Here is a 14,788-nt window from a genome sequence, read left to right as displayed (position 1 = left end):
GTTGTTTGTTAAAGGGGGACAATTCCGGTTTATTCTAAAATAAGCGATTGACAGTTCCTATCTTTTTTTGTCATAATATAAAAGAATGTGAACGTATGTAATGAACCTTTAATCTGGTCCTGTGAGGCTGGTAAGGTCACTCGGATAAAACAAAAATAAACATGTCTTTTCAAAAAGGTATTTGAAAAAGGGAGAGAAGAAAGAAGCATCGGCATGCATCCTCCTTTCATCCATTTTTGAATCCACCCTGTTTGAAAAGACTTGGTTCCTTTGTATATTCTGACACCTTACCTTTCCCGCCGGGACTGGTAAGGTGTTTTTTGATGAAACAAAAATCATATATGCATAGAAGGGAACAGGTATCCATGAAATCAAGAGAAATTCAAGTACATGAACGGCCGCCACTATTACAAAGCTTGCCTTTAAGCTTGCAGCATTTATTTGCGATGTTCGGCTCCACGGTTTTAGTACCGCTTTTATTTGATGTAGACCCGGCTACTATTTTAATGATGAATGGTTTCGGAACGCTATTATATATCTTTATTACAAAAGGGAAAATTCCGGGATATTTAGGGTCTAGTTTTGCGTTTATTTCGCCTGTTACAATGGTTCTGACAGAAGGAGGAGGCTACGGTGCTGCGTTAGGTGGTTTCTTCGTTGTTGGTTTTGTTTTAACGCTCATTGGCGTGATTGTCAAATTTGCTGGTACAAGCTGGATTGATGTGATTTTTCCGCCTGCAGCCATGGGAGCCATTGTTGCCGTTATCGGCCTTGAGCTGGTACCAACAGCTGCGGATATGGCTGGATTATTGCCGACAGCTGATGCCCCGAGAGATATGACGGCAATAATCATCTCTTTACTGACATTAGGCGCAACGATTATTTATTGGGTGACTTTAAGAGGATTTTTAAAAATTATTCCGATACTGCTTGGAATTGTGACTGGTTATATCATTGCGGCATTGTTTGGCATTGTTGAATTTGACGCAGTTCGTGAAGCAGCCTGGATTCAGCTGCCTACTTATTATCAAATTGAATTTAACTGGTCTGATATTTTGATTATCCTGCCGGCAGCCCTTGTCCTTGTGCCGGAGCATATTGGCCACTTAGTAGTGACAGGGAATATCGCAAAGAAAGACATGATAAAGGATCCTGGTTTGGATCGTTCCTTATTCGGTAATGGTATCTCCACGATGCTTTCCAGCTTTTTCGGATCGACACCAAACACGACATATGGTGAAAATATTGGTGTTCTTGCGATTACCAAAGTATATTCTACATGGGTTATCGGCGGTGCTGCGATATTAGCGGTTCTTCTTTCCTTCTGTGGGAAGTTGGCTGCATTAATTTCTTCCATACCGACGCCAGTTATGGGCGGTATCTCTTTACTGCTGTTTGGTATTATCGCGGTAAGCGGTTTGCGTATGCTTGTAGAGCAGCAGGTTGATTACAATAAATCACAAAATTTAATTCTGACCTGTGTTGTATTAGCCATCGGCGTCAGCGGAGCCAGCATCGAACTGGGGTCCGTAGAGCTGACAGGAATGGGATTGGCAACGATTGTAGCCATTATCATCAGCTTGTTCTTTAAACTATTGGATATATTACATTTATCCAATGAAGAAGACTAAATAAATAAAACACTCAACTTTTGTACCTAAAGAATAAGCATATAACCCTGGCTGTTGTTCTAGGATGAACATAATCTCTATTATCCTGCTTACTTTTCGTTAAAATCACCCTTGGATTTGTTGAACAGGATAGGCTGTATAGCTCCGCTCCGGCCAACCACTCCGCTTTCCATGGGGACGGCTTCAGCTAACTTGAAAAGAAAACCGCTTTTCAAGTGGATCTTCAGCTCGCCCTGTTCCCATAGGAGTCTCCGTGGTTGGCCTGCGCTCTGATAGAATTCTCCAGCGAATGAAAAAAATAACATTTTAATAGGCTGAAGGAAATAGCATCTTTCGTCTGAACAACCCAATCATGACAGTATGGATGTGAAATACAGGGAATCGCTTCTATGTACAGAAAGTAATCTTGGCGGAACATTTTACCATGCAGCTCGAAAATATATTCTATTTGATTAAACATCTATTTGGTGAGTTGTTTTTTCATGTATAGAATAACTTACTAGCGGAGGCGGACCGTTTTGACTCCTGAGGGATTAGCACCATCTGAAGATCCACTTTTGCCAAGTGCTCTTCTTGGCAAAAGTTAGCTGAAGAGCGTACCCCTAGGCAGACTAAAGTCGCAACGTCCTGTTGCAACGTCTGCACTAGTACGTCCTGTACGTCGGAAAGCAAAACGGTCCGCCGTAGCGGTCGCCTTACACTTTACCTTCGAATCTTTGTCAACAGCTGTAAGGAAGAAACAATCAACCCCTGTTCTTATGGAAGGAAGTCACTTTTTAAAGAACGAAAGAGGAGTAAAAATAAAAATTAAGATAAAAAAAGAAAACTGTGCTTGGAAAGTTGTCCTTGAGAGGGAAAGCTAAAGAAGAGCAGCAGTTTTCTTTTTTTATTCATCTTTCACTAATATATGGAAAGCGATATCATACGCAGTGCAGTCGTTTTTGATAGACGACATGATGATAAAAGTGCGCCATATCAAGCAGGGAGCGAGTTAAAATTATATTGACGCGCTGTCTGTTTGGTGATAACATGTCGATTATCTCCAAAATAATATATTTATTTTTGTATACCCGTAGCAAACAAGCTCATGATTCGACAATGACTTATTCATTACATGTTTTGAAACGAAGTCTGTGCTATAGCTAAATGATTATCTTTTTTTACTGCGAGCATGAATTTTTTTCAAAATTGTAATGAATATATTAAAAAAATTGATATTTTATGGATAACCACCGTTCCAAGTAAGCAACAATAAATAATCTGAAAAATGCGGGAATAAAAAATAAATAACAAATATCATATCTGCAGAAATTTTTGATTATTTCATCTGGTTTTGATTGTCTTTAATGGTAAGAATGTTCATTACCTTTTAGCTTGCTGACATCAGGAATAACACAACTTTATTAAGAAAGGATGAATGAACATGGCGCAGATGCTTGCATTAGTTCTTATTGTATTAATTTTATATATTGGAGATGTCGTTGCTGCGAAAACAAAAGCTTGGGTGCCCTCGATTTTTGTCTGTGCAGTACTATTTTTAGCGGGATATTGGACTTTTTTCCCGCAAGATATTGTTGAAATTGCAGGAATTCCTCCTGTCGTTGCTACGGCACTTATGTACTTATTAATTGTCAATATGGGCACACTCTTATCTTTACAGGAGTTGAAGCAGCAATGGCGTACCATATTAATTGCTATTGGCGGTATTTTAGGCGTAGTGGTCTTTTTGCTTAGCTTTGGTACGTTGATTTTTGGTTTTCAATCAATGGTTGTTGCTATTCCTCCATTAGTGGGTGGGTTGGTATCTTCTTTGATAATGTCAGAAGGTGCGGCAGACGCAGGGCTTGCCAGCTTATCTGTTTTTGCAATTGTGATTTATGTGATGCAAGGTTTTGCTGGTTATCCGTTAACTTCCATCATGTTGAAAAAAGAAGGGAAACAGCTATTGGGTAAAATGCGCAGCGGCGAATTAAAAGCAGCAGAAACACCAGCCCAAACAACAATGAAAGAAGATGAGGGTGCGAAATTATTTAGAAACCTTCCAGAACAATATAACACCAGTTATTTCATCTTTTTCCGATTGGCAGTAGCGGGTTTTCTTGCTTACCAGGTTTCTGCCTGGCTCGAACCAATCGTATCTGTCAGTCCGATGGTGCTTTGTCTCGTGTTCGGTGTTATTGGCAGAAGCGTCGGATTTTTGGAAAAACAGGCACTGCAAAAAGCAAATGGTTTTGGCTTTGCGATGTTAGGGTTAATGCTATATATTCTAGATGGATTGCGAAATGCAACACCAACGATGATGCTTGATATTGTATACTTATTAATAGGGAGTATTCTGTTGGCTGTTATCGGGATGTATATTTTCTCATTTATTGTTGGAAAGCTGTTCAAAGTCAGCAAAACAATGGCATATGCGATTTCATTAACTGCTTTTTACGGTTTCCCGGCAGACTATGTAATTACCAATGAGGTAATCAACTCCTTAACAAAGGATCCAGAGGAAAGAGAAGTATTAACGAGTCATATGCTACCGCCGATGCTGGTCGGAGGGTTTGTGACCGTCACGATTGTATCGGTCGTATTGGCAGGACTATTCGTTAACTTATTATAAAAAGGGGAGGCATGACAGGATGAAATCGAATCAGGAAAGAATTGAAAAACATATTAAAACGTTAAGTGAATATACCGCGACACCGAATGAGGGGACAACCCGGTTAACTTACAGCAAAGAAGATTTACAAGCCCGTAATTATATCAAATCCCAGATGAAAGCTTATGGATTAGAAGTACGGGAGGATGGTCTCGGTAATATTTTTGGAAAATTGGAAGGTGAGAAAAAAGGGGCACCGAGTGTGATTGTAGGTTCCCATTTTGATAGTGTTCCGCATGGTGGAGATTATGATGGACCAGCCGGTGTGATAGCCGGTTTAGAAATTGCTGCCTTATTTCAGGAAAACAAAGTGAAACCTGCTTATCCATTAGAGATTATTGCGATGATTGAGGAGGAAGGTTCCAGATTTGGCGGCGGTTTGATGGGTTCCAGAGGAATTGTCGGCTATCTTCACAAGGAGGATCTCGAGCAGTTGAAAGATAAGGACGGTATTTCGGTTCCGGAAGCGATGAAACAAATTGGTTTAGATCCTTCCTTAGAAGTGAAACGGGATCCGGAAACCATCAAAGCATTTTTAGAAATGCATATTGAACAGGGTCCTATCTTAGAAGAGGAGCAACTTTCTGTTGGCGTTGTCGAATCGATTGTCGGGCTGACACAGCTGGAAGTAACGATTAGCGGGAAAGCAGGACATGCTGGTACAACTCCGATGGACCGGCGCTCGGATGCTTTAGTGGCAGCTGCGAATATCATCGGAAAACTTCCGCAGATTGCCATAGAAGAAGGCGAAGGAACGGTGACAACAGTAGGAAGACATCAGGTATTTCCGAATGGAGCGAATGTTATTCCGGATAAAGTTGTTTTCTCTGTTGATATTCGTTCCAGTAAAGAAACACATATCAAAAATGTCGTACAAAAAGTAAAAGATGTCATTCGTGCTTATGAATCGGATGGGGTGCAGGCTACCGTAGAACAATCCTTGTACATGCAGCCTAAGGAGCTGGATCAGGATATTCGGTCGCTGCTGAAAACATCTGCTGAACAGCTTGGAACTTCGTACACCAATATGCACAGCGGAGCAGGCCATGATGCGATGGTTCTTTCTGACATCACGGATGTCGGCTTAATTTTTGTTCCTAGTAAAGACGGGCTCAGTCATTGTCCGGAAGAATGGACAGCAATACATGAACTTGCTGCTGGTATCGATGTATTATATGAAACGGCATTAAAACTAACAGAGGAATCCTAGTGCTCATTTAGCACTGGGATTTTTTTGTTTTAACGATTTTCACGGGGCAAGTGCAGCAGGAAGCTCTTTACAGAAAGAACCGTATTATAATTGGGTTCCTCGTGTTCATGTGTCATTAACTCCAAACTAAATATAGCTAGTATTCATTATTCACTACATGATAAAATATGGATAGTATAACAGATGAAATCACGTTGTTGCTGTATATCAAGAATGAAATGGAGGGGGAAAAATGGCTTGTACAGTGAAAGAAATAGTGAATCTCCACATTTTTAATATTGCTAACATAAAAGCTGGTAAGGCGTTTTTAGACAAAAGACAAGTTGACTGGACGGCTGTCATCGAAAGCCCCGTAGAAAATTTTGTCCGGAAACAGGAGTTTGTTCTAACAACTGGTATGGGCTGTGCAGGGGATCCTACATTACTTTTCCAATTTGTTAAAGATGTATATGAATCAGGTGCATCGGCATTAGCAATAGCTATTGGTCGATACATTTTTGATATACCAGCAGAAATCATCCGTTTTGCAGAAGAAAATGAATTTATTTTAATTGAATTGCCCTGGGAATTAAGGTTTGCTGATATTCAAAGGGAAACCATGAAAGAAATCAATTTGAGGCAGGAGCAGTTTTCTCAAAATGCCATACACATTCAAAAGATGTTGATTGATTTTGTGATTCAAGGTAAAGACTTAAAGGATATTCTCCTGTATGTGGAACGTGAATTGCATTGTGTTATTATTTTTGCAGATAGAAAAGGACGCCTGAAATCTTCTAAAGAAAATCCAGAAGAAATCATTCAATTATGGAATGATTTCGAAGTGAAAGAAGAAATGGACATCGATGAATCTGTCTACCGTCAAGTTCAAAAAATGCCTTATAAAGATGGTTATTTACTGAAGAAAGACATTGCGGCTCAATCGGATGATTTAGTGGACGGTTATTTTATTATTCTCGTAGAAGATCATACGTTTCTGAATCATCATATGTTACAAGTGCTGGAAAGTCTTTCGGCAGCTGTAGCTTTATGGATTTCCCGGGAAGATGCTATTGTCAGGACAGAGATTCGATTGCGCAATGAGTTTATTTGGGGGTTAGCTAAAACCCCGGACAAAAGTTTGGATAAAAATGTTCAATCACGCGCGACATTATTTGGGTACAATTTACATGTTCCCTATATATGTATGGTTGGTTATTCAGAAAATTTGGGTGACTTAACAAGAGAGCAATTTAATGGAACAGACTTTGGTTTTAAAAGTATTATTTATTATATTGAAGAGGAAGTTAGATATGCTGCATCGATTGTCAATAAACAAGTTGCGTTTACTTTTGACAATGATCAGCTTATTATTTTCTTGGAAGCGCAAGGTGATACACAGAGCACCGTTCATCAATTTTTAAATGTAGTAGATAAACGATTGAATATGTTAATATCCGGGATGCTTTTTACTTGGGGAATCGGCATGCACAAAGATGGAAGGATGGAATTTTATCAAAGCTATAAAAAAGCGCATTCTGCATTAGATATCGGTTTAAAGCTAAACAGTCCGGGCGAGAGAATTAATTTTGAAGATACACAGCTGAACCGTTTATTATTGCATCTTGCCAACAATGCTGAAGTAAAGGATATTACATTATCGACCATAGCGCCGCTGATAGAATATCAAGAAAAAAGAGAGATGAACTTAATCGATACGTTTATAGCGTATGACAATCAAAATGGGAATGTGAGCCAAGCTTCCCGAGTCCTGAATTTACACCGTCAGTCTTTACTGTATCGATTACGAAAAATTGAAAGCCTGACCAATTTGTCTCTGGATAATCCGGATGATGTTTTTTTATTGAAAATCAGTATCAAAGTATGGTTGACTGGCACCTTAAAAAAAGATAGAGAAAGAAATTCTTTACAAAACCTTGGTGAATAGCTGAGGTTTTTTGTATGCGCTGCAAGTGCCAAATGGTGAAGGAAATGAAGGGAAGGGAAACAATAGACGAGGTTCAAAAATGATGTAAAAAATAAGGATTCATACAATTTGTATAGAAAGATTACGGAAAAGTTCATACAATATCGCAATTGTTTCTTTTGCAGAGGAAATCGTATAATGAGATGAAAGTTAGTTTTTATGATTATTAATGGAGGAAATAAAGATATGCGGTTTCTGAAAAGAAAATAAAAAGCCACTTTCATAATGAATAAAAATGTTTGCGCTTTCAATGAAATTAGAAATGTTCAGGAAATACGATGGAATTGCAGGAAATGTGTCAAATCTGCATTTCATACAAATAAAGCGTCTTTAGAGAAAAAGGGGGATGTGCTATGGACATAAAAGCTGCATCTTTGTTTGAAAAGTTAATCTTATGGCGTAGACACTTACACGAACATCCGGAATTGAGCTTTGAAGAAACGGAGACAGCACAGTTTGTTGCTGCAGAACTATTCAAGATAGAAAATGTTTTGGTGGAAAGAAAAATAGGAGGTAACGGTGTTGTAGCAACATTAACGACAGGAGAGGGGCCGACGATTGCGCTCAGAGCGGATATGGATGCATTGCCAATTCAAGAGAAGAACCATCATTCCTTTGTGTCTAAGCACGATGGCGTCATGCATGCATGTGGACACGATGCCCATACAGCAATGCTCTTAGGTGCTGTTCATATATTAGCGGAACAATTCCGGGAAGGGCAATTAACCGGCACGGTGAAATTTATCTTTCAGCCTGCGGAGGAGAGTACAGACAAACATGGACTTTCCGGTGCGCCTTATATGATTCAAGCCGGGGCGATCCAAGATGTGGATGCAATTATTGCGCTTCATGTTTGCCCGTGGCATCCTGTTGGCACCGTTCAAATGAATAATGGTTTTAGCATGGCAAATGTAGATGTCTTTGAAGCGACAATCCGAGGAACAGGAGGGCATGGCGGTTATCCGCATTTGGCTAAGGATCCATTATGGATGCTTGGTTTTGTTTTACAATCATTTTATGGAACGGTAGGAAGAAGGATTTCTCCTCTGGATGTTGTTGCCGCAAGTATTGGGAAAATAGAGGCTGGCAGCGTCAGCAATGTCATTCCTTCTGAAGTTCATATAGAAGGTACGTTGCGATCTTATGCACCAGAAACAAGGGAAAAACTGGCGACAGAAGTAAAAAATATTTTCAGGGTAGTGGAAACATTCGGCGGCTCTTTTGAATTTGAATTAAAAGAGGGAGAGCCGGCTTTAAATAATCATATAGAAATCAATACGCTGATTGAAGGGGCCATTCGTAAACTATATCCAAATATGCAGATTCATTGGGGCCCATTTGGAATGGGCGGAGAAGACTTTGGTTATATGACGGAACAAATACCGGGGGCAATGTTTTTTCTCGGCTGTTCCTTAGCGGATGGTTTGCATCGGGATTTGCATACACCCATTTTTGATTTGGATGAAAGATGTTTGCCGCTTGGCACAGATATTTTGGTGGCAACGGTTAATAAGTTCTTCAATCATGAAGAATTACATCAACCTTTAAAAAGACATTCTATAGAGAAAGGTGCGTGAGAACATGATGCTAACCGAAAAAAGAAAAAAGATGTTTCTTGGAGGAAGGTGGGTAGAAAAGGATGAAGTAATCCATGTGTATGATCCACAGGATAATGCAGTCATTACTACCGTACCAAAAGCTTCTGAAGCGGATATATTGATAGCCATTGAAGCAGCAGAAGAAGGTGCAAAAATTGCTGAAAATATGCCTGTCCACGAACGCATATCCATTATTAACAAAGCGGCAGACTATGTGGAAGAACATCAGGCTATGTTTGCGGAAACAATTGCGAGGGAAGGAAGTAAAACCATCACGGAAGCAAGAGGGGAAGTTGTTCGGTGTATCAATACCCTCAGACTGTCAGCAGAAGAAGCTAGAAGAATTATTGGAGAAACGATTTCATTTGACCAAATGCCCGGCCATGAGAACCGCGTTGGCTATTATTATCGTTTTCCCATTGGCATAGTTGCTGCTATTACGCCATTTAATGATCCACTTAATTTAGTGGCTCATAAAGTGGGACCTGCGATTGCGTCCGGGAATGCAATCATCGTAAAACCTGCATCGCTGACACCATTAAGCGGGCTTTTATTGGCTGAAGCATTTGAAGCTGCTGGTTTACCGGAGAAAGTACTTTCTGTTGTAACGGGCAGTGGCAGTGAAATCGGCGATATCCTCGTGACTCATCCTTCTATTCGCATGGTGTCTTTTACTGGCGGAGTGGAAACGGGAGAGAAAATTGCTAAAAAAGCTGGGCTGAAAAAATTGAGTATGGAATTAGGATCTAATTCCCCCGCCATTGTTTTGCAAGATGCCCATATAGATGATGCAGTAAGCAGCTGCGTGGCGGGGGCTTTTGGAGCAGTTGGTCAAAATTGCATCGGAGTTCAACGTATATTTATTGAAACTTCTGTATTCGATGAATTTGTTCGCAAATTTGTGAAGGAGACTAAGAAATATAAAACAGGTAATAAAAAAGATGAAACGACAGATATGGGACCATTGATTTCAGAAAGAGAAGCGATTCGCGTTGAGGAGTGGGTTCATGAGGAGCTGGAGGAAAATGCCATTTTACTCACTGGCGGAAAAAGGAACGGTGCATTTTATACCCCAACGGTATTAATGAATGTAGCGGCGGATGCAAAAATGGCAACAGAAGAGATTTTTGGTCCGGTAGTGCTTCTTTTTGAAGTAGAAAATTTGACGGAAGCCATTGAAAAAGCCAATCAAGTAAACTATGGGCTGCAAGCAGGCATTTTCACAAAAGATATTCATCTCGCTTTTCAAGCCATTCAACAATTGGAAGTAGGAGGCGTCATGGTTAATGATACCAGTGATTATCGAATAGATAGCATGCCTTTTGGCGGTGTGAAAGGATCTGGTTTAGGGCGTGAAGGGGTGAAATACACCATTCAAGAAATGACAGAACCCAAAGTAGTTCATTTTAAATTAGGATGAATGTTTGCATGAACTGAAAATGTGATTTGCAGGATAACCAATTATCAACTGGACTAAAGTGACACGTGCTTGCTTATTTTGAGAAATATTTTGCTTATTATATCGATTGAGGAGTAAGAATAACATGTTTCCAAGGAGGAATTTAAAATGAAACAAATGATAAAAAAGAATCCATTACAAGAAGAATTGACGGAACTGGATAAAAAGCATTTTATCCATCCCACGTCTAACATGAAACAGTTGCAGGAGGAAGGGCCGTCCTTTATTTTTACGGAAGGCGATGGCATTTATTTAAAAGATATTGAAGGCAGAACACTCATGGATAGTTTATCATCCCTGTGGAATGTGAACATCGGGCATGGCAGAAAGGAACTTGGAGAGGCTGCGAAAGCACAGATAGAAAAACTGGCGTTCACATCGACGTTCAGCAACTGGAGCCACGAGCCGGCTATTCGGCTTGCAGCCGAGATTGCCAAATGGACGCCAGGTGACTTAAACGCAACGTTTTTTACTTCTGGTGGATCGGAAGCAAATGACACAGCCTTTAAAACAGTACGTCATTATTGGAAAATAAAAGGGCATCCTGAAAAGAAAAAAATTATTTCTAGAAAAAACTCCTATCATGGAGTGGCGATGGGTTCTACAAGTGCTACTGGAATCCCGGAGTTCCATACATTTACAGAATCGATTGCTCCTGATTTTTATTATGTAGACAGTACAATCGAATCATTAACAGAGCTTATTGAAAAAGAAGGGGCAGATTCCATTGCTGCGTTTATCTCCGAACCAGTTCAGGGATCAGGCGGGGTCAATTTACCAAGTGACGGATATTTTGAAGAAGTTCGTAAAATCTGTGATGAACATCATATTTTGCTTATTTCTGATGAAGTAATTTGTGGGTTTGGCAGAACAGGAACCCATTTCGGGATGGAGAATTTCGGAATTATACCGGATATTATTACAATGGCTAAAGGAGTAACAAGTGGCTATGCTCCGCTTGGCGGAATGATTATTTCCGAGAAACTGCATCAAGAAATTTATGAAAAGGCAGAGGGGAACTTTTGGCATGGGTACACGTACAGTGGTCATCCAACAGCTGCTGCAGTAGCATTAAAAAACTTAGAGACTATAAAAAATGAAAACTTAATTGATAACGTAAATAGAATGGGAGATGAAATGTTAAAAGGATTCAAATGGATCCAGGAACAAAATAAGCAAGTGATTGATGTTAGAGGGATTGGTTTATTAGGTGCCATTAGTATCGATAGAAAATCAGCGGATGTGGCTCCAATTGGACCTAAAATCGTTGCCGAAGCATTAAAAAGAGGTTTAATTTGCCGTTCGGTCGTATATGATGGGCAAGATACGTTGGCATTTGCTCCACCATTTGTCATCAATAAAAAACAAATGGATGAGATGATTACCATTGTTGATGAATCTATTCGGGCCGTGAATTAGAATGAAAAACACAGGTGGAGTTCCTTTATGCTCCCCTGTTTTTTCTCATATAGAATAACATTTTCTAATGAACTATTTTCATAGGTGACTATTTTTATAATGTAAGGTATAATTTTCCTCAATCATATTTTTCTTTATACGTGATGTGAGGTGTTGTAATTCTAAAATAAAAGATGGGAGAGCGTATATCATTGGAAGCCGCCCCTTATGGCTGGAGAGCGAAAATAGGATTAATTTACATTGCTTCCGCTTACGCTATGGAAGTAGAGTTTAACCAGATGGCGCCGCCAGGAGTAACAACCCACACGACAAGAATAGCTTTATGCGAGCAGCCAGAGCAATTTACTGTCAGCGATTTGTCAAAGCTTGGCAAAGACGCCCTAGCAGCAACGAAACTGCTTGCACAAGCTCCGTTAAGCTCCATTGCTTTTGGATGTACGAGTGGAAGCTTTATAAATGGTTTTGCGTATGACAAAGCATTTATTCATCAGATGGAAGCAGTTGCTAATATTCCGTGTACAACGACAGCGAATGCAGCTCTAGAAGCACTTCAATCGCTTCATATCAAAAAAGTAGCCATTGCGACACCTTATGAAAAAGATGTCAATGACTTGGCATATCAGTATTTTACGGATGGTAACTTGCAGATCACCAACATGACAGGCTTAGGTATAACGAATGATTACCAAATCTCAACATTAGATACCAATGCAATATATCAGATGGCTATGAAGGTGAATACAGAGGATGCAGAAGCAGTATTCCTTTCCTGTACGGGTCTTTCGGCAGCCAATATCATTCATATGTTAGAAGAAGACCTTCAAAAACCGGTCATTACTTCTAATCAAGCGACCTTTTGGTATGCATTAAAATTGAGTAAAGTAAATGCCAAGATAAAAAACTTTGGACAGCTGTTTGAAAGCTAATAAGGAATATATTTTTGAAAGCGTATACAAGGGAAGGAGGCATGATGATGCGTATTTTACGCAGGATTGATGAGATTTGGGAGAAGATAGAGGCGGGAATATTAAGTATTACAATCATCTCCATTAGTTTGATGTTAGTAGGTAATACCATAAGTCGTTATTTTTTTAGCAAAAGTTGGCCATTCACGGAAGAATTGGGGAAGGTGGGAATTATTATACTTACATTCATGGGGCTCGGTTATGCTGCGCGGAAAGGGATGCATATCGAGATGTCCGGGTTTTATGATTTAATGTCTGAAAAGGCACAAAGAATTTTGGGAATATTCATTAATTTGATATCTGCTCTTGTATTGGTTTTTTGCACGTATTTAGGTATGAAGTATATTCAACATTTATATACATTAGGTCAAGTATCGACTATTTTAAGAATACCCTTGTATCTCACCATGATGTTTGTTCCAATCGGTTTCTTCTTAGCGAGTATCCGTTATTTTGTTAATTTTGGGAAACGGATGAAAGAAAACGTTCAAGATAGTGTATAACGAAGAGATGCTGAAATACTTTTGAAAAGGAACAATAACGGAGAACGGGGGTATAGAGAACCATGTGGCTTATTATCATCTTATTATTTATTATGTTATTTTTAAATTTCCCCATTATGATTGTTCTGCTCGTGCCTACTTTATTATTGATGCTGTTTTTTACGCCGAATATCGATATGGCTATGTTTGGCCAGGTGATGACAAGCAGTATTGAATCGTATGTATTACTGGCTATACCAATGTTTATATTTGCAGCAGATATCCTTGTTGAAGGGAAAACAGCGAATCGGTTATTAGATTTTGTTAAGGATATGTTCGGGCATATCCGTGGAGGAACGGGCATTGTTGCAGCAGCAACAAGTACGATGTTCGGATCCGTATCTGGTTCTTCACAGGCCACGATTGCTGCCATTGGAAAGCCAATGCGAAAAAGAGCTTTAGAATATGGATATAAAGACTCGCATATCACGGGCTTAATTATTAACTCCGCAGGCATTGCCATTTTAATACCGCCAAGTATCGTCATGATTTATTATGGCATGCTCACAGGAACATCGGTAGGTGATTTGTTCATCGCCGGAATTATTCCGGGTTTCATCATCTTTTTGAGTTTTTCTTTATGGGAGTTCTTTATTGCCATCAAAAAGGACATCCCGGTTGAGCCTAAAGCATCTTGGAGACAGCGCTGGTCTTCTTTCAAAAGCGCCATTTTAACATTTGGGTTCCCGATATTAATTTTGGGAGGCATTTATACCGGGATGTTTAGTCCGACAGAAGCGGCTGCGTTTTCCGTGCTTTATGCAGCTCTTTTAGAACGCGTTATTTACCGATCTATTCAATGGAAAGATATGTACCGAATTGCTGTATCAACTGGAATTGTAACGAGTATTGTATTTATTTTACTAGCAGTTGGCGGCGTTTTTTCTTGGATTATTTCTTATTTAAGAGTTCCGCAAATGTTAACAGAAACCGTATTGAGTTCCAACCCTTCTCAACTGGAAATACTACTCATTATGTCGTTGTTTTTCTTAGTATCTTGTATGTTTGTCGATTCATTGGTAGCCATAGCAATATTGACACCTATCTTTTTTCCAATTGCTGTGACGGCAGGGATTCACCCTGTAGCCATTGGAATCTTAATTACGATGCAAGCAACACTTGGTACAGTAACGCCTCCATTCGGGGTTAATATATTTACCGCTTGTGCTATATTTAAAAAACCTTATTTAGAAGTAGTTAAAGGCGTCATTCCGTATATTATTATCTTTATGGTGACCAACCTATTACTGATTTGTTTTCCGGAAATTATTATGATTTACCAAAATATTTTAGGCTTATCGGAAGGAGGTTCATGATTACCTTATTTACATATGGTGATGTTTTTTTTGAG

Annotated in this window: 10 protein-coding genes; all 10 read left to right on the top strand. The window is 39.5% G+C overall.

Annotation, left to right across the window (positions count from 1 at the left end; all coding sequences use genetic code 11):
• Positions 1 to 365: 365 nt before the first annotated feature.
• The 10 genes from uraA to B7E05_RS15425 all read left to right on the top strand — a co-directional run bounded on the left by uraA (position 366) and on the right by B7E05_RS15425 (position 14,753).
• The gene (uraA, locus tag B7E05_RS15475; RefSeq protein ID WP_080876332.1) at positions 366 to 1,631 is read left to right on the top strand and encodes a uracil permease; all 1,266 of its coding nucleotides are present in this window, start codon (positions 366 to 368) and stop codon (positions 1,629 to 1,631) included.
• Between the two features lie 1,423 nt (positions 1,632 to 3,054).
• The gene (locus B7E05_RS15465) at positions 3,055 to 4,242 is read left to right on the top strand and encodes a hypothetical protein (protein ID WP_080875050.1); all 1,188 of its coding nucleotides are present in this window, start codon (positions 3,055 to 3,057) and stop codon (positions 4,240 to 4,242) included.
• A 19-nt stretch (positions 4,243 to 4,261) separates the two neighbouring features.
• Positions 4,262 to 5,491: a Zn-dependent hydrolase gene (locus tag B7E05_RS15460; protein ID WP_080875049.1), complete on the top strand. Its 1,230-nt coding sequence runs from the start codon at positions 4,262 to 4,264 to the stop codon at positions 5,489 to 5,491.
• A 232-nt stretch (positions 5,492 to 5,723) separates the two neighbouring features.
• Complete coding sequence (locus B7E05_RS15455; RefSeq protein ID WP_080875048.1) at positions 5,724 to 7,415, top strand: PucR family transcriptional regulator; 1,692 nt, start codon at positions 5,724 to 5,726, stop codon at positions 7,413 to 7,415.
• Positions 7,416 to 7,807: 392 nt separating this feature from the next.
• Complete coding sequence (locus B7E05_RS15450) at positions 7,808 to 9,031, top strand: M20 metallopeptidase family protein (protein ID WP_080875047.1); 1,224 nt, start codon at positions 7,808 to 7,810, stop codon at positions 9,029 to 9,031.
• Positions 9,032 to 9,035: 4 nt separating this feature from the next.
• Complete coding sequence (locus B7E05_RS15445) at positions 9,036 to 10,472, top strand: aldehyde dehydrogenase family protein (RefSeq protein WP_425435098.1); 1,437 nt, start codon at positions 9,036 to 9,038, stop codon at positions 10,470 to 10,472.
• A gap of 156 nt (positions 10,473 to 10,628) precedes the next feature.
• Positions 10,629 to 11,930 carry an aminotransferase family protein gene (locus B7E05_RS15440; protein WP_080876330.1) on the top strand — a complete coding sequence of 434 codons (1,302 nt, stop codon included), beginning with the start codon at positions 10,629 to 10,631 and terminating at the stop codon, positions 11,928 to 11,930.
• 191 nt (positions 11,931 to 12,121) lie between these two features.
• On the top strand, positions 12,122 to 12,856 hold the full coding sequence (locus B7E05_RS15435) for a maleate cis-trans isomerase family protein (protein WP_080875046.1): 735 nt from the start codon (positions 12,122 to 12,124) through the stop codon (positions 12,854 to 12,856).
• A gap of 47 nt (positions 12,857 to 12,903) precedes the next feature.
• The gene (locus B7E05_RS15430; protein WP_179134553.1) at positions 12,904 to 13,398 is read left to right on the top strand and encodes a TRAP transporter small permease; all 495 of its coding nucleotides are present in this window, start codon (positions 12,904 to 12,906) and stop codon (positions 13,396 to 13,398) included.
• 62 nt (positions 13,399 to 13,460) lie between these two features.
• Positions 13,461 to 14,753: a TRAP transporter large permease gene (locus B7E05_RS15425; protein ID WP_080875044.1), complete on the top strand. Its 1,293-nt coding sequence runs from the start codon at positions 13,461 to 13,463 to the stop codon at positions 14,751 to 14,753.
• The last annotated feature ends 35 nt before the right edge of the window (positions 14,754 to 14,788 follow it).

The organism is Oceanobacillus timonensis (genome assembly GCF_900166635.1).
Taxonomy (GTDB): Bacteria; Bacillota; Bacilli; order Bacillales; family Amphibacillaceae; genus Oceanobacillus; species Oceanobacillus timonensis.
This window is presented reverse-complemented; position numbering and strand designations above follow the sequence as displayed.

Coding starts and splice junctions, on each gene's coding strand:
- uraA (WP_080876332.1), top strand. CDS start 366: ATGAAATCAAGAGAAATTCAAGTACATGAACGGCCGCCACTATTACAA.
- B7E05_RS15465 (WP_080875050.1), top strand. CDS start 3,055: ATGGCGCAGATGCTTGCATTAGTTCTTATTGTATTAATTTTATATATT.
- B7E05_RS15460 (WP_080875049.1), top strand. CDS start 4,262: ATGAAATCGAATCAGGAAAGAATTGAAAAACATATTAAAACGTTAAGT.
- B7E05_RS15455 (WP_080875048.1), top strand. CDS start 5,724: ATGGCTTGTACAGTGAAAGAAATAGTGAATCTCCACATTTTTAATATT.
- B7E05_RS15450 (WP_080875047.1), top strand. CDS start 7,808: ATGGACATAAAAGCTGCATCTTTGTTTGAAAAGTTAATCTTATGGCGT.
- B7E05_RS15445 (WP_425435098.1), top strand. CDS start 9,036: ATGATGCTAACCGAAAAAAGAAAAAAGATGTTTCTTGGAGGAAGGTGG.
- B7E05_RS15440 (WP_080876330.1), top strand. CDS start 10,629: ATGATAAAAAAGAATCCATTACAAGAAGAATTGACGGAACTGGATAAA.
- B7E05_RS15430 (WP_179134553.1), top strand. CDS start 12,904: ATGCGTATTTTACGCAGGATTGATGAGATTTGGGAGAAGATAGAGGCG.
- B7E05_RS15425 (WP_080875044.1), top strand. CDS start 13,461: ATGTGGCTTATTATCATCTTATTATTTATTATGTTATTTTTAAATTTC.